Origin of the sequence: Zhongshania aliphaticivorans (assembly GCF_902705855.1) — a bacterium.
Classification (GTDB): domain Bacteria; phylum Pseudomonadota; class Gammaproteobacteria; order Pseudomonadales; family Spongiibacteraceae; genus Spongiibacter; species Spongiibacter aliphaticivorans_B.
On record NZ_CACSIJ010000001.1, the window covers coordinates 161,928 to 178,230 of the forward strand.

A 16,303-nucleotide genomic window follows, 5' to 3' on the forward strand; every position below is an offset into this window, starting at 1 on the left:
CAGTAAATTTAAACACTAGCCCCACGGGGTGCCACTGGCGCCATCAAAGTCTCACCCAGATAACCTTCAACTTTGCCAAAAACTTTAGACTCACCACTATTCCAATCAGCAACAAAGCCACTAATTTCTTCTTTGCTGCGGCCAAGAAAATTCCACCACATCAAAACATCTTCTTCAAAAGGCGTACCACCAATCAATAAAAATCGACTACCTTTATTCGCTTTAATTTCAATATTTTCGCGGCCGCAAGAAAGATACAACAGCTCAGTAGTATCCAAATTTTCGCCAGCAACACTAATATCACCGTTCAAAACTAAAACACCGTATTCAAAATTAGGGTTAAGTTTTAAAACGGCCAACTGGCTATCTAGGGCAAAAACATCTGCCGCCATAAGTGGCGAATAAAATTTTGCCGGTGCAGTAAGCCCAAACGCATCACCCGCGATAACAGTAATATCTAACCCTGAAATTTCAGTCTTTGGCAATTCAGGGAAATGTTCAAAGGCAGGCTCTATAAACCGGTATTGCTCCGGAAGCGCAATCCATAATTGGGCGCCATGAAATTCTGCAGGACTATTTGCGGGGGTTTCTTCTGAATGACTAATCCCCTTTCCTGCCGTCATTAAGTTGACCTGGCCCGGCTGAATCAATTGGGTATAGCCTAGCGAATCACGGTGCAACAATTCACCTTCGATCATCCACGTGAATGTTTGCAAACCGGTATGGGGATGTGGGCCAACTTGAACACCATCACTCCCGCTAATATCTGCAGGGCCAACATGGTCGAGGAAGGTCCAGGCCCCAATCATGCGAAGCTGCTTAGTCGGCAAAAAACGCTCAATGGTCATGCCAGTGCCAAGCGTCTTCTGACTTCCACTCAATCGCCGACTAAGTGGCCGCTCTACCCGAATGGGGCAGGTGCTGGAATTAGATGCTTCAATGGTTTTATCTGACACACTCATACTCACCTCATCCTTTACCTTGCATGGACTTGTCGTAAATATTCGACCTTTAGCGATTAGCCGGTATTAGTACACCTGACAATCTCTCGACTAAAACGCCTTCGGCGCGTACCCAGTCACCTCAGTAATTCCCATTTCCTTACCCAAGGCAGTCAAAGGGTGAACCACAACCAAGCCGCGTACCGACTTTTTAAATTTGCCCATATCTGCTTGTTCAACTTTGCTTAAAGCACGATTAAATGCCAAAGCCTTTAACTCCTCACTTTGTGCGGAATTCTTACGGGTTTGCATGCCCTTAATACTGGCAATCTTTTTGTTCACTACGCCTAACTCACGCTTAAATTGGAGAATCAAACCTTGATTATCGCGAGCCTTCGCGTCATCTAGCTTGCGTCGCAAAAGATCTAATTTATTATTCAACTGCTGAATGTCTTTGTTTAAATTCATAACTGCTCTCTTCTCATATTCGGCGCGGCTATTCGGCACACATAAATCATGGCAGCAGTATAACAATAAGTAATGAATATAAAGCGATAAAGCACTCTCTGTGTTTAACCACGTGTCACGCAAGAGCGCCAAGTTAAATGCATTTATGCCTAAGGAGAGCGCTGCCAGAGCCTAGCCAGCGCTTTATGAGGGCTCAATTGCTAGCTGCAGGCCTTTGCGGCAAGTATTTGAGTACATGCGGCTTTCTCAGCACCAAAAAAGCAGCGGGAACAAAGAACAAAGACAAAATTGTGGTTAATACCGTCCCCCCCGCCAGTACCACTGCAAATGGTGGCCAAAATCCGCCGCCGGACAATATCAGCGGAATTAAGCCGGCAACCGTGGTTATGGTTGTTGAGCTAATATGTTTGGTACATACCGACACAATATTGACGATCTCGGCCTTATCGCCAGTCATCGCCAACGGCGAAGCCTTTAACTCCGTCAAGATTACTATCGCAGCGTTTACCGCCAAACCCATTAGGCCCATTAAGCCAATGATTGCGGTGAAGCCAAAGGGATATTGACCAAGCCACAAGCTCAGCATACCCATGCCAGCAGACTGGATCGCAACGGCAAACACCAAGGCAGACAAACGAAAGGAATCGAATGCCATAACCACCGTCACAATAAGCAGCACTAAAATAATCCCTACGCTGCCCATGAGATTACCAACCGCCTGATTTCGGCTTTCGGACTCACCGCCAATCTCAAGGCTATAGCCAACAGGTACCTCAAACCCCTCCTCTGCGAGTCGCGCCTTGATGCGATCCAACACTTCGGCGGGAAGAACATCATCCCGGATAAAGATCTCGACCATATTGACGCGGCGGCCATCACGGCGAGAAATTTTTGCCTGTGCGGGAAGCAGCTCCACGCTGGCCAATGCAGATAAAGGCCTAGCTCCCGTGGGTAAAGCCAATGGGAATGACATCAATGTATCGATACTGGACGATTTCACCCCTGCGCCCGAAACCCGAACGGGAAGTTGTTGGGTGCCGTCTAGCATACTACTGCTAACGACACCGTCGATACTCGCGGCCAACAAAGACGAGATATCTTTTAGCCCAACCTGACTGCGCTGTGCTTCACTTTCATCAATATCGATCCACATTTTAGGCACAACTTGACCAAGAGAATCGCGGACATGAACCACGCCATTGGTTTCCTGCGCGATTCTACGCAACTCATCACCCATGGCTTTCAATCGAGGCAAGCTACTGCCGTACAGGCGCAGCTCTACGGGTGCATTCGATGGTGGGCCCTGAGCGAGACGCTGAACAATAATTTGGTAATTAGGAAATTTCTCGTCTAACTCCCGCTGCAATACATCAATTAGGCGGTTAGCCTGACTAAAATCGACCATCCTCATCATTGTCTGCGCGTAATACGAGGCTCCATCTTTGCTGTCCGTTAAGTTGTAATAGAAGGACAAAGCATTGCGACCAATAAACCAATGTAAAGACGCAATCTCTGGATGGCTATTGATTACCTCAGTAAGTTGCTCGGTGGCCCGCCGAGTCTGCTCAATACTACTACCTGCCGGCAGATATAATTCGAGGTTGATCATGTCGCGATCTGAGGGAGGAAAAAATTGCTCTGGCAATGTTTGACTGGCAATAAAGCCCAAGACGGGTAACACACATGCTGCCAACATCATGCGCCGTGGCCGAAGTAAAACCCACGCCAATTGTCGACGAAACCAACCATTCAAACGAGGAGCGGAAATACCACTGGCTTGGTTATTAGCCAACCATTTACCCGCCACCGGCGCGATAATAAACAGTGAAATCACCCACGAGCCAATTAAAGAAAATATTACCGCGCGCGCTAGAGGCCCAATAAACTCACCTGCTGGCCCTGGCATCAGCACCACCGGCATAAATGTTAATATTGTGGTTAATGTCGAGCCAAGCAAGGGCACCCAAAGATGACGCAAGGCCTTGGTTGCCGCCGCTGACGCCGAAAAACCATCACGCCGATTACGCATTACCGTGTCGGCAACGACAATCGCGTTATCGACCATAATCCCCAAAGCGACGATTAGCCCAGTCACCGACATTTGATGAATTGGCATATCGGTCATTCGCATACACGCTAACGAGAACAGCATTGTTAACGGCAGTGATACCGCAACAATCACCGCAGAACGCCAGCCCAAGGTGAAAAGCAGAATGATAAAAATAAAAGCAAAACCCAGCAAAATATTATTAATTAAATCGCCAAGCCGTACATCGTTATACCCCTCCTGAACAAAAAGCTCCTTGAGCTTAATCTCGTCAGGCAATGTTTGAATAAAATCTGCGACCTCTGTTTGCAAGACTCTCGTCCACTGGTCTCCCCGCATATCTGGCAACATACGGGAGCCAATGGCAACCGCACGCTCACCACTCACAATGGCCATATCGTGAGGCGCATCTGGTTCGCCCCGATATACACTGGCGATATCTTGTAACTGGAGAGAGCCACCTTCTGCCAAGGTTAGCAACGGCGTGCGTCGTATCCGCTCTACTGCATCAAAGCCGCCAATTAACTCAAGGGCGATGCGCTGTGTGTCATTACTTAATTCGCCAGCTGCAGTTTTTGTATCGCTATTTGCCAGTAAGCCTGCAATCTTAGGCACATCGAGGCCAACTGCAGCCGCTTTTACCGCATCGACCTTAACCTGAACTTCTTCGCTAGGCGCGCCAACAACTTTAACAATGTCGGTGCCTGCCAAATTCCGTAATCTACTAGCAAGCTCTTCAGAATAGCGCCCCATGCGGAGTAGATCTGCTGGCCCGCCACCCTCCCACGTTAAAGCACCAATCCAAGTAAAGGCATAATTTCTGTCAGTATCTAAATACGGCTCCCCTGCACCAGCAGGAAGCTGCTGCGCAGTTTGTTGAATTTTGTCTCGTAATTCAGCCCATAACTGATCACTAGCGTCCTGCTGCACGGCATCGTCTAACTGCACAACGATCACCGACACCCCACCACTAGAGTGCGAAGTAATATGAAGGACTTCTGGCACCGTGCGAAGGGAGTTTTCAAGAGGCTCAGCAATTAGGCTCTCAACACGCTCCGCACTGGCACCGGGAAACGGGGTCACCAATATTGCATGTCGATTAACGATATGCGGATCTTCAAGTCGAGGTAAACTCGCTACCGCCGCAAGACCCGCCACCAAAATAAGCGCGCTGAGCAGCGCCACCATACGGGGATTTGTAAGCATATTAGAAAGCATATCGAATTACTCTGACGCTAGACTGACGTGTAAGCCAGGCGACACGCGATGCAAGCCGGCAGTTACCACGCGCTCACCCGTCCGTAGCTCACCATCAACATACACTCGCCCTTGATATTGATAAACGGGCTGCACTGAGCGCTTGCGCAATTGATAGCTTCCGTCTTTAACAGCAGCAAGTGAATACACCGCCCATGTTCCCCTTACATCTTCTAATAACGCAGTTAATGGCACCCAAAAGCCAGCCACTTCACGCTTCTCAGGTAAGTGCAGATAAGCGGTATTACCATCTACTGCGGGCGCATTCGTTGGCAGCTGAACTCGCACCGTGCGAGTTTGAGTTCGCCAATCTAAATTTTGAGCCACAGAAATAATCGATGCCGGCCACTGGCCAAAATCGCCGGAAACGACTAGTGATTGGCCGTAAATGAGGTTTCGACCTAAACGGTCAGAGATACCAAACACAGCTTCGGTATTACCCGTGACAACTAATTGCATTAGCGGCTGCCCTGCACTGACAAGAACACCTTCTTCCAACTGTTGGGTAGATATTTCCCCGTTAAACGGCGCCGTCATACGGGATTTTTTCATTCGCAATGCTACGCCTTTTAAGCGTGCATCCACTTGCGACAATTGCGCAGCAGTTTCGCTACGCCGAGACGTTAACTCATCGAGCTGGCCTGCAGAAACGTAACCACTCTCACGTAAATTTCGAAACCGAATAATATCTTTATCTAGCTGGCCAAGGCGTGCACTCACCTCATGCTGCGCCGCTGTCAGCTCTGATTTTTCGATAGCGAGCGAGCGGGTATCCAACCGTGCAAGGACGTCCCCCGCCTTTACCTGCTGCCCGTCTTCAACCGTGACTTCTGCCACCTGCCCAGCCAGTTCAAAACCAATATCAGCCCGCTGGCTACCAATTACCCGGCCCGCAAATAGCCGTTGCGCTTCGTACGCGGGTAAACGCTCGATCGAGATACTATTCACTCGCTGGAGTATCACCTCCGCCTGCGCAGATAGTGGAGTAAAAACCGCCACTAATAAACTCGCTAAGACAATGAACCGCTGCATAGGCATATACTCGAGATATTCTAGAATGGCTCGAATATAGATAAACTATACTAGACTGTCCAGTCTATTTTATATGAGTTATCATTACAGTTCGGCAATATCACCGCGCAGAAATATAGAAAAGGTAGACAACACCGTGCAAGAAAAACGCGTCAGACTAAAAAGCGAAGAGAAACGTAGCCAGATCATTGATGCGGCCGGTGTTTTGTTCGTTGTAAACGGTTTTGAAAAAGTCAGCATGGAAGAAATTGCCAAGTCCGCCGGCGTTTCCAAACAAACCGTATATAGCCATTTTGGAAATAAGCAGCAGTTATTCACCGCCGCTATCGACTGTAAATGCGATGAATACGACCTCGCGCCTAACAAAACACAACAGGCAATGCACTGTGAAGAATATCTGATTTTTTTCGCCACGCACCTCTGCGCCCTACTTACCAGTGACGATGCAATTGGTGTATTCAGGGTATGTGTAGCTGAGGCCGGACGATCAGAAGTTGGCGATTTATTTTGGCAGGCCGGCCCTGGAAAAATCCGCGCCCAACTTGCCAGCTACCTCACCGATCAGCACAAATCAGGAACCCTTGTCATTAAGGATATCGACACCGCTGCCGGCCAGCTTATTGCCATGATTGTATGCGAGTCTCAATTTCGCAGCGTGCTCGGCCTGCAAAAAAACAAAAATGAAACCGAGTTAAAAGAATATGCAACTCAATGCGCACGCCTATTTTACAAAGGGTATCGCGCTTAGCAAATTAGCATTGGGGATCATCTTTTTTTTGCTGAACAGTCATATCGTGATCTGCAGGCTGCGTTAACTTATACTCACCCACTGCCTTAGGCGCCCCCGTCAATTTAATCACCGCCTTCTGTAGAATAATGCTATTGGGGTACGTTACGGTACTGCCGTCTTCACGACGGATAAGCACATGAAATAAGGCAATTTCCATAATTCTGCCGCTGATATCATCGTCTTTATCAACAACTTTTATACGATCGCCAATGCGATAAGGGAAGGCAAAAAAGATAATCACTCCCGCGGTAATATTGCTCAGTATTGACCATTGTGCAACCAAGGCAATACCCAACACAGCCAAAAACGACGACAGAAATATAAAAACTTGCTGATAACCTAAACCAAATAAAAAGCAAATCAAAATAAATCCGAGCAATAAAAACCCAATATTAATGGCCTTTTTTACATAGCCTAGCCGCAATTCAGACATGCGGTTTTTATCAGCAAATTTATTGAGCACCCCCATGACTATTCGATTCAAATAGAACATCAATGCCACAGAAAAAACGACAACAGCTATTTTTGTAATCAACTCTCTAATCCCCTACTGCTTGTTCGCTCCAGCCATTTTTGTGGACGCTGGAAACGTTTTAATTGTCGCAAATTTTTCTGATAGTTCGCACTTTGCTGCGAACAGTAATTGCACTCGCCAAATAACAGGGTTTGCATTTCTAACCACCCAAACCAACATGGCATGTCTCTCTTAACTCTGGCTAGGTAATTTTCTGGTGTCTCCCCTACCTCACGACACACACCCCGTCGCGCCAATGCTCTACAGCTCGTTAGATAATACTTTGCAGCCAAATCTTCTCCCTTTCGGTACGGTATCCGCAAACTAAAAAATGCTACTAAGACCATGGGGATACCACCCGCAAACATGACCGCTATTAACATCCGTTGAGGGTTAATCTCACCTAATAAACCACGCAAAAAGTTATTTTGAGTGTCGCTGTCAAAATTCAAAACCCAACGCGCCCACGCATAATTCATATTATCCACAAAAAAACGTAAACGCGTTGCCCACTCAAAGCGACGGAGTGACATAAACGAATCTTTTAAATATCCACTTTGGCTTTTTAGCGTTGCCTCCGCCCCCAAGCGAATACGCGAAGGAGCTACCGTTGCCGTTGGGTCAACCCGAACCCAACCCTCATCAGCTAACCAAACCTCTGCCCACGCGTGTGCGTCTGACTGATGAACCAGCAAATAGTTGTCCCGCTTATTAAATTCACCGCCCTGATAGCCAACCACTATCCGCGCAGGCACACCGGCGGCTCGCATCAAAAACACAAAACTACCCGCAAAATGTTCACAATAACCTTGTCGAGTTGTAAATAAAAACTCATCAACATTATTAGTACCTAAAACACTCGGCGTTAATGTGTATTCAAAGGGCGTCGTTTCAAAAAACTGAATAGCCGCAGCCACCCGATCACTTGCCTTAGCTATGTTCTTTTGCCACTCGGCAGCCAAAGCGCGAGCTTGCGGGTTTTGGGTACGGCCAGCCAACTGTAAATTTTGGCGCTCAGCGCCATTATGATCTGGCAAACCTCCAACGAATTGACTACCTACAACATACTCTACTCGACCATTAATAGGCCGTTTACTTAGCCACTGATGCTGAGCCGTATAGTACACGTCGCGCCTATCGACACTTCCTATCGGCAATACATATAGCCATTCATGTAACGCTGACTCAAGGGTAACCGTGTACTTAACTGTCGCCGTAGCAAGCTCTGGCGCGGGAATTTTATTCCGCGCCGGCCAGGCATTCCGCGTCCACCGGCGTCCGTCAAATTGATCAAGTACCAACCCTCGCCAATAAAGTGACTCGGTACTTGGCGGCTCAGCGTCAAAACGCACTCTAAACGCGAGCGCACCTGACTGGCTAAGCTTTGCTATGTCGCCAAACTCAAGGGAATCTGACATACCGGTTATGCCTTGCCCACCAGGTAGCGGCATCGTCCATAGTGGGCCAATACGTGGAAAGATAACAAACAGCAAGAGCATTAAAGGCAGTGATTGCAGCGCCATGACGCCCACCGAACGAGACATAGTAGCGGGGCTTGCCTTGTCGCGATTCATCGATTGTTGAGCCAGCAACAAAATCATAATTTGCAACAGCGCAAAAACGACATCAACAATTTGCTGAGAAAACAGTAAACCACAGGCCACCACGAAATAACTCAGCATCAATACCAGCCACTGATCCCGCTCAGTTTTCAATTCCAAGAGTTTTAAAATAAGCGCAAGAATTAGAATCGCGACCATTGCCTCTAGGGCAAGCAGAGATGAAAAAGACAGGTAAACGCCTAGCACTGCAGCGATAGCCAATAACGCCTTTATCGCTGCCACTGGAAACTGATAGCCCGCGGATATTATGCGCCAATACCACCACGCCGATGCCACCCATACCACCACAATCCAAACCGGCAGCACCGCAATTAAGGGGAGTATTGCTGATAGCTGCGCAAGTAAAAGCCACAGTATAGAATGCCGACTCTCAGATATTTTCATTGGTAAAGGGCCAGCGCGCGCAGTATACGGGTCAATTGATCACCTCCACTTGCCGCGGCAATATTTACCCTTGGCGTTTTTAATCCAAATGCTAGCCCGCGAGTATTGCACTCCAAGGCCCATGCACAAAGCGTGCTTAATCTATCCTCCACACCTAAGCCTTCCAGCTCGTCCCAATTTAATATTAGCTCGTCAGCCTGCGATTGCTCGAATTGCTTACTTTGCAATGGCTGCCCTTTTGCGTAAGACTTCCAAAAAATACGCTTAGGTGACTGGCCAGCTTGATAGCGTTGAAAGCCGCTAAACTCATCACTGTCGCGGGCAATATCAGGAATACGCCCCTCACCATCAGCAGCGCTATTCACCAACGGCCGCAAGCTTTTTGCCTGCGGGTAAACCAAGCAGTGCCAGTCTAATTTAGGCGCCCCCCAGCAACGTAAAATACCCAATGGGTAACGCGTTGTTATCGTCATTCTGCCTGGACGCATTGCACCCCGCTTGGCACTTGGGAATTTCAAAACAACCGTGGCGCTATCACCCGCCGCAGTTAAGGAGCATAAGGTTTCCTGTTGATCGGCAAATGCCAAATACAAACGATGCCGATCACGCGCTCCCGCCTCTAAATGCAAATGAAAAGCCGCCGGCTGGCCGGCAAAGACCGGCTCCGCTGCACCAGCACGTAATTTGATACCCGATAAATTTGCGTAAGTATGGAGAATCGCAATCAGAAAGATACTAAACAGCCAAAAGGTGATCGCAAAAATTAAATTATTTTGATAATTAATCGCTAACAGCAATAAGCCGAGTAGCATCAATAAATAGCCACCACCAGCGCGAGAGGGAATAATAAAAATACGACGTTGATTAAGGACAAGTTGCGAGCAAGCTGGGCTGCGTTTTTCTAACCATGCGTCGAAACGACGCCGAATAAACGCTTTAAGTTGGCCCAGCATAATTACACCACTACCGGCACCTGTGACAGCAGCCGCTTAATTAAGTCTGGGCTATCATCATGACTATCAGCGGCGGGCTTTAAACGGTGGGNCGCCACGGGCCCAAGTAGCAACTGGATGTCGTCCGGTAGCACATACTCCCTTCCGTCGAGCATTGCCCACGCTTTGGCAGCTTGAATCAATGCCAAGGCAGCGCGGGTAGAAAGACCAAAGGCATAGTGTGAATCTTGGCGGGTAAACGCGATTAGTCTTTGCACATAAGACAAAACGCTGTCGCGAATTTCAATTTTATCTACCATCCCCTGCAGAGTAATGATTTTTTCTGCATTTAATAAGGGACGTAACTCATCAATGAGTAACCGAGGGTCACCGCCTGCAAGTAGACGTCGCTCTGAATGTTCGTCTGGATAACCCAATGAAATACGCATCAAAAAGCGATCCAATTGAGACTCAGGCAAGGGGAAAGTGCCAGATTGAAACCAGGGGTTTTGGGTGGCCATCACAAAGAATGGTACAGGCAAGATACGTGTTTCACCCTCAACGGTTACCTGCTTTTCGGCCATCGCTTCAAGCAGTGCACTTTGAGTTTTAGGACTGGCGCGGTTGATTTCATCTACCAGCAAGAATTGGGTAAAAACCGGCCCTGCGTGAAAATGAAAAGCGCTGCTATTGCGATCAAAAATCGACACGCCAAGTATATCTGATGGCAACAAATCACTGGTGAATTGCATACGCTGATAGGCCAGCCCCGTCACCTTAGCAAAAGCTTGCGACAAGGTGGTTTTGCCGACACCCGGCACATCTTCAATTAGCAAATGCCCACGCGCCAATAAACAGCACAGAGCTTGGCGAACTTGTTCATCTTTGCCCAGTACGACCCGAGAAATTTCAGCAGTCAGCTGAGTAAAAACATCCATACCTTAGAGTGCGTCCAATCCGCGCTGCATATCTTTGCGCAAATCTTCAATATCTTCCAAACCCACCGAGACTCTAATTAGATTGTCGGCGATTCCAGCTTGCTGACGCTGCTCATCACTTAAGCGACCATGGGTAGTCGTCGCTGGATGCACAATCGTCGTTTTTGCATCACCCAAATTTGCGGTTATTGACACCAAACGTGTGGCATCAATAAAGCGCCACGCGGCCGCTTTATCGCGGCCAACCTCGAAGGACAACACACCGCCAAATGCTTTTTGCTGAGACGCAGCCAAGGCATGTTGAGGATGATCAGGTAAACCAGAGTAATGCACTTTTTGTACACCAACCTGAGCTTGCAACCATGTAGCGAGCTCTAGCGCATTGCTACTGTGGGCCATCATTCGCAGACGCAGGGTTTCTAAGCCTTTTAAAAATACCCATGCATTAAACGGGCTCATACTTGGGCCAGCAGTGCGTATAAATCCAAGCACTTCGTTCATTTGCTCACGGCGGCCTACTACCGCCCCGCCCACACTCCGGCCTTGGCCATCAAGATATTTGGTCGCAGAGTGCACTACAATATCTGCGCCCAAGGCTAGAGGCAATTGCAATGCCGGCGTACAAAAACAGTTATCTACCACCAACAGGCAATCATGTTCATGGGCGATATCCGCCAACAATCGAATATCGGCAATTTCAGACAGCGGATTAGACGGTGTTTCCAAAAACAGCATTTTAGTTTGAGGCGTTATTGCGTCCCGCCATTGCTGCTCGTCGGTTAATGAAACGAAGCTTGTACTTATCCCGAGTTTGGCCAAATATTTATTTAACAAAACCGTGGTCGTACCAAACACACTGCGTGAACACACAATATGGTCGCCAGACTGAAGCAAAGCGATACAGGTACTTAAAATCGCGGCCATACCTGAGGCTGTTGCGACACCCATTTCCGCACCTTCAAGTGCGGCGATACGATCTTCGAAGGTTCTTACCGTTGGATTGGTATAGCGAGAATAAACATTACCTGGTTGCTCACCAGAAAAACGCGCCGCCGCCTCTTCTGCCGAGGCAAACACATAGCTCGAGGTCATAAAAATCGGCTCGGCATGCTCGCCTTCGGCGGTACGCACTTGTCCTGCACGTACAGCTCTAGTGTCAAGTTCAGCTTCTGCCAGTACGGCTTGGCGCTGAGCTAAATATTCTTGTTCGGTCATTATTGCAGTTCTCTCCCGTCGCTCAGCGCGGAACCCTATTCATCTCTATGATACGTCGTTATGCAGACCGATCAATGCCCCTTCGCCGACAACAGCATTACGCTCATTTTGAGAGTCGTCATTGCGGTCTGCTTCTAGTTTATCAAGATACGCTTGATCGACATCGCCCGTGACGTATTTGCCATCAAATACTGAACATTCAAAATTGGTGATTTTCGGATTACCTTCCGACGAACAGCTAACCAAATCATCTAGATCTTGATACAGCAACCAATCTGCCCCAATTTCTATTCGCACTTCTTCTAGGTTGCGACCATGTGCAATTAACTCCGTCGCCGACGGCATATCAATACCATACACATTCGGGTAGCGCACTGGCGGCGCAGCAGAGGCAAAATACACTTTACGGGCACCGGCATCGCGGGCCATTTCAATAATTTGCTGACAGGTTGTGCCGCGCACGATCGAGTCATCGACTAACATGACGTTCTTGTCTTTAAATTCTAAACCAATCGCATTCAGTTTTTGTTTCACCGATTTTTTGCGCGCACTTTGACCAGGCATAATAAAGGTACGGCCAATATAACGGTTCTTCACCAAGCCTTCGCGGAATTTAACACCCAGTTTTGCTGCCATCGACTGCGCAGCAATACGGCTTGAATCAGGGATAGGAACGATAACGTCGATATCATGGTCTGGATGTTCACGCAGAATTTTCTCTGCCAAGCGCTCACCTTGACGCAAGCGCGATTTATAAACAGAGATACCATCCATAATTGAATCAGGACGAGCGAAATAAACATGCTCGAAAATACAGGGGCGGTAATCGCCAACTTCGGTGCATTGGCGAACATGAATTTCACCAGTGGTTTCGATATACACCGCTTCACCCGGTGCCACATCGCCAATCAATTTATAGCCTAACGCGTCAAGCGCAACGCTCTCAGACGCCAGCATATATTCCTTGCCCTGTGCCGACTCACGTACACCGTAGACCAGTGGGCGAATACCATTAGGGTCACGGAAACCGATAATGCCGTAATTTGCAATCATCGCCACTACCGCGTAGCCACCTTTACAACGATGGTGCACACCGCTTACGCCGGCAAATATGTCTTCAGCTGCAGGCACTAACTTGCCTAATTTTTGCAGCTCATGAGCAAACACATTCAGTAGCACTTCTGAGTCTGACTCGGTATTCAAATGCCGTAAATCTGACTGAAATAGCTCTTTGGACAATTCCGCCGCATTGGTCAAATTACCATTATGCGCAAGGCTAATACCGTAGGGGGAGTTCACATAAAACGGTTGCGCTAAAGCCGGACTAGAGCTGCCTGCGGTTGGGTAACGTACATGACCAATACCAATATGCCCCAACAACCTTTGCATATGTCTGGTATGAAATACGTCTTTTACTAAACCATTGCCTTTGCGCTGATTTATTTTGCCGTGCTCAAAGGTCACGATGCCTGCAGCATCCTGCCCACGGTGCTGTAGCACCGTTAATGCATCGTACAAATCTTGGTTTACATTAGTCTTTGCGACTATACCTGCGATGCCACACATGCAGTACTACCTCATTAGGACGAAGATCAAACTACGTTAACTACTTTGGCTCGACAGTAATGACGAACCCCAGCTAACCACATCGTTAAAGCTCTGTTCTGACCAGTCCTTCATCAACAGAAACTCGGGTATCAGCTGGGACTCCTTCCACCACTGATCATTTTCCACTCCCGTTAACATAGACGGAAGTAACACTAAAACCGCTAGCACCACAATCAAGCCACGCGCGGTACCAAAAATCATTCCGAGCAAACGGTCAGTACCACTCAACCCTGTACGCTTCACCATAACGGCAATAATGTGGGTAACTAAGCTACCCAGCACCAAGGTGGTAATAAAGACAAGAACGTAGGCGAGAATCTCGCGCAGATACACTTTATCAACTAACGGCTCTAGTAACGCGACAGCTTGAGGATGGAAAGCAACAGCTATAAAAAAGGCAACAGCCCAGCTCAATAGGGAAAGGGCTTCTTTTACAAAGCCGCGAATTAGACTGATAAGCGCAGATGCCGATATAACGGCTAGAATGGCCCAATCAGCCCAGTTAAACGTGCTTAGCACTGTAAGCGGCTCCCGCAGAAATTCGAGACGCGAATTCTAACAAGCCCAGCGCTGCAGCCCAAGTAAGATTTCACTTTGAGCACCAACTAAGGCTCAAATCGATTAACAATTGACTTCACATTAAAGCGTTTGTTGATGGCAGCCTGTTGAGACACCGCCGTGTCGTTACTAATCACCGGCCCAACCAACACACGATAAAGAGCTTTACCGTCTCGGCTTACTTGGTCAACAAAGGTCTTGTATCCGGCACTTTGGAGTGATTTCTTTAATCCCTCTGCGTTACTTTTACTACCAAAAACACCTACTTGAACAACCCACGCTGCCGGTAAACCATTGCTGTCTAATTTTTTACTTACCACTGGTTTCGCTTGAACTACCACTTTCTTTTTCACGTCAGCAGGTTTTGGCTTCACGACTGTGACGGTCTTCGTAGATTTATCGGCAGGATCTGGAATATTAGCCGCTTCTGCCCTTACCGCCGCACCTTTCGCGTCTTCGCCTTCATCTGCTAGCGGTAAATTCGGCTGTTCTGGCACTAATAAGGTGTCCGCCGACATAATACCTTCTGGTTTCCGCGGCGGAGTATCGATTACCGGATCGATCAAGGGTGCATCTGGAATTTGAGTTTCTCTGTCTAATTTATAAGCTGCCGGCCCAGTAAACAGCAGGGACCAAAGAATTACGCCACCACACAGCAATACCAATGCACCAACTAAGCGCTGCCTCATCATAATCCGGACTCCCCTACGGTTTTATTCTAGGCTGACTTAATCAGCTATTTCTGTCATGGCCGCAGCCACGGTGAAAAATGATCCAAAAACCACCAAACGGTCGCCAGCGGATAAACGCGACATCGCTTTATTTAAACTTTCTGGAAACGATACCGCTAGCGACGTATTGCTAATACCTTGCGCTAACAATAAAGCCTGCACTGCGTCGGGCTGCGCCGCGCGTTCATTACCAAGTAAAGGCGGTAAACTCCAATGCCCAAAGCACGGTTTCACAATACTAATAATTTCCGCTACGGCCTTATCTGCCATCACCGCAAACACACAATCGGTCACGCCTACCGCCGGTACTGCACTTAAGTGATCCCGCAAGGCATATACCGATGCCGGATTGTGGGCCACATCGAGCACCACTTCTATGCCACGATACTGAATATGCTGGCAGCGTCCCGCGACGCTAACTGAGGTCAAACCCTGACGTATTGCCGATTCAGAAACCGGCAAATTTATATATTGCACAGCCTGCAACACCGTTGCCGCGTTATCAATTAACACCGCAGGATAGGGAAGATTCTCGTAGGACAGTCGCTCGCCACTTATGGCCTGCCCCCGCCATTGCCACCCCAGCTCGGCTTCGCTGAACTGGAATTGCTTTTCTCGGCACACAGGTACTGCGCCAATTTGCACAGCATAATCCAAAAGCGATTTAGGTGGGTTGAGATCACCAATAATCGCAGGGCGATTCGGCCTGAATATGCCAGCTTTTTCTCGGCCTATTACTTCGCGATCATTCCCTAACCACGCCTCGTGATCGATTGCGATTGAGCTCACTATCGCAACATCGGCATCAATAATATTCACCGCATCTAAACGCCCACCAAGCCCGACCTCCAACACCGCGACATCTACAGCGTCTTGCTTAAAAATAAGCAGAGCCGCCAAAGTACCAAACTCAAAATACGTGAGCGACGTTTCACCACGCGCATCGTCAACGGCAGCAAACGCTCGGCACAGCGACGCGTCATCAACATAGTTACCGCCAATAGCGATACGTTCATGATACTGATGTAAATGGGGGGAAGTATAAGCACCAACTCGATACCCTTGGGCCCCTAGTATGGCAGACAAAAGGGCCACACAAGACCCTTTGCCATTGGTGCCTGCAACTGTGACCACAGGCATATCAAGCGCGATATCCAGCTGCTTAGCGACTAGCGCAATACGCTCAAGACCAAGATCAATATTGCGGGGATGTTGAGTTTCCATCCACCGCAACCAATCGTTGAGCTGTGTATACCGCATAAACGA

The 16,303-nt window shown here is 48.2% G+C and carries 14 protein-coding genes; 1 reads left to right on the plus strand and 13 read right to left on the minus strand.

Annotated elements, in window-relative coordinates; all coding sequences use genetic code 11:
* Window positions 1–8 precede the first annotated feature (8 nt).
* From GVJ32_RS00745 to GVJ32_RS00760, 4 genes are all read right to left on the minus strand, one after another.
* A complete protein-coding gene (locus GVJ32_RS00745) occupies window positions 9–962 on the minus strand; it encodes a pirin family protein (RefSeq protein WP_159238147.1) in 954 nt (317 codons plus the stop codon).
* Between the two features lie 90 nt (window positions 963–1,052).
* Entirely contained in the window at window positions 1,053–1,409 is a 357-nt protein-coding gene (locus GVJ32_RS00750; RefSeq protein WP_159238148.1) for a YibL family ribosome-associated protein, read from the minus strand.
* 193 nt (window positions 1,410–1,602) lie between these two features.
* Window positions 1,603–4,662, minus strand: coding sequence for an efflux RND transporter permease subunit (locus tag GVJ32_RS00755; RefSeq protein ID WP_235034989.1), 3,060 nt, complete (start codon window positions 4,660–4,662; stop codon window positions 1,603–1,605).
* Between the two features lie 18 nt (window positions 4,663–4,680).
* On the minus strand, window positions 4,681–5,745 hold the full coding sequence (locus GVJ32_RS00760) for an efflux RND transporter periplasmic adaptor subunit (protein WP_159238150.1): 1,065 nt from the start codon (window positions 5,743–5,745) through the stop codon (window positions 4,681–4,683).
* A gap of 73 nt (window positions 5,746–5,818) precedes the next feature.
* Here GVJ32_RS00760 and GVJ32_RS00765 point away from each other — a divergent pair, with 73 nt between their 5' ends.
* Window positions 5,819–6,493 (plus strand): TetR/AcrR family transcriptional regulator, encoded by a 675-nt coding sequence (locus GVJ32_RS00765; RefSeq protein ID WP_159238151.1) that lies wholly within the window; start codon window positions 5,819–5,821, stop codon window positions 6,491–6,493.
* Window positions 6,494–6,497: 4 nt separating this feature from the next.
* Here the strand turns inward: GVJ32_RS00765 and GVJ32_RS00770 are convergent, their stop codons facing one another.
* The 9 genes from GVJ32_RS00770 to folC all read right to left on the minus strand — a co-directional run bounded on the left by GVJ32_RS00770 (window position 6,498) and on the right by folC (window position 16,297).
* Window positions 6,498–7,070, minus strand: a complete 573-nt coding sequence (locus tag GVJ32_RS00770; RefSeq protein WP_235034990.1) for a mechanosensitive ion channel family protein — start codon at window positions 7,068–7,070, stop codon at window positions 6,498–6,500.
* Window positions 7,067–9,055 (minus strand): transglutaminaseTgpA domain-containing protein, encoded by a 1,989-nt coding sequence (locus GVJ32_RS00775; protein ID WP_159238152.1) that lies wholly within the window; start codon window positions 9,053–9,055, stop codon window positions 7,067–7,069. Before GVJ32_RS00775 ends, GVJ32_RS00770 begins: the two co-directional genes overlap by 4 nt.
* Window positions 9,052–10,008 carry a DUF58 domain-containing protein gene (locus GVJ32_RS00780; protein ID WP_159238153.1) on the minus strand — a complete coding sequence of 319 codons (957 nt, stop codon included), beginning with the start codon at window positions 10,006–10,008 and terminating at the stop codon, window positions 9,052–9,054. The genes GVJ32_RS00775 and GVJ32_RS00780 overlap by 4 nt, the downstream gene beginning before the upstream one ends.
* Window positions 10,009–10,010: 2 nt before the next feature.
* A complete protein-coding gene (locus tag GVJ32_RS00785) occupies window positions 10,011–10,925 on the minus strand; it encodes an AAA family ATPase (protein WP_159238154.1) in 915 nt (304 codons plus the stop codon).
* A 3-nt stretch (window positions 10,926–10,928) separates the two neighbouring features.
* The gene (locus tag GVJ32_RS00790) at window positions 10,929–12,140 is read right to left on the minus strand and encodes an O-succinylhomoserine sulfhydrylase (protein WP_159238155.1); all 1,212 of its coding nucleotides are present in this window, start codon (window positions 12,138–12,140) and stop codon (window positions 10,929–10,931) included.
* Window positions 12,141–12,185: 45 nt separating this feature from the next.
* Window positions 12,186–13,706, minus strand: a complete 1,521-nt coding sequence (gene purF / locus GVJ32_RS00795; RefSeq protein WP_159238156.1) for an amidophosphoribosyltransferase — start codon at window positions 13,704–13,706, stop codon at window positions 12,186–12,188.
* 36 nt (window positions 13,707–13,742) lie between these two features.
* Window positions 13,743–14,267, minus strand: a complete 525-nt coding sequence (locus GVJ32_RS00800; RefSeq protein ID WP_159238157.1) for a CvpA family protein — start codon at window positions 14,265–14,267, stop codon at window positions 13,743–13,745.
* Between the two features lie 86 nt (window positions 14,268–14,353).
* On the minus strand, window positions 14,354–14,998 hold the full coding sequence (locus GVJ32_RS00805) for an SPOR domain-containing protein (RefSeq protein ID WP_159238158.1): 645 nt from the start codon (window positions 14,996–14,998) through the stop codon (window positions 14,354–14,356).
* A gap of 36 nt (window positions 14,999–15,034) precedes the next feature.
* Window positions 15,035–16,297, minus strand: coding sequence for a bifunctional tetrahydrofolate synthase/dihydrofolate synthase (folC, locus tag GVJ32_RS00810; protein WP_159238159.1), 1,263 nt, complete (start codon window positions 16,295–16,297; stop codon window positions 15,035–15,037).
* Between the last annotated feature and the right edge of the window lie 6 nt (window positions 16,298–16,303).